This window comes from Ligilactobacillus animalis KCTC 3501 = DSM 20602, assembly GCF_001434535.1.
GTDB lineage: Bacteria > Bacillota > Bacilli > Lactobacillales > Lactobacillaceae > Ligilactobacillus > Ligilactobacillus animalis.
On sequence record NZ_AYYW01000031.1, the window covers coordinates 1 to 321 of the forward strand.

A 321-nucleotide genomic window follows, 5' to 3' on the forward strand; every position below is an offset into this window, starting at 1 on the left:
AAATCGTATCAATCTGATTATTCATTACTTCTTCTAGCAATTTATTCCACTTTTTTCGATTGTAGTTAAGCCCACTACCAACATCAGTAATTGTTTCATCTAAAACAACGCCTTTAGCGTTAACGTATTGCCTAATAAAGTCAATTTGATTTTTTAAATCATCTCTTTGACTATTTGTTGATACTCTAGCATAGGCGACTACTTTGCGCTTGTTGGACTCTGATTTACCAATATAGTTTAAATATTGTTCTTCAGTATAATATCTTCGATTGGTGGGAGTCCGATATGCTTTTAACACACCTTTACTATCCTAAATTTGCA

Annotated in this window: 1 pseudogene; it reads right to left on the reverse strand. The window is 32.4% G+C overall.

Going from position 1 to position 321, the window contains the following annotated elements:
* Positions 1 to 310: pseudogene (locus FC30_RS05190) on the reverse strand (IS607 family transposase); the annotation flags it as partial.
* Positions 311 to 321 lie beyond the last annotated feature (11 nt).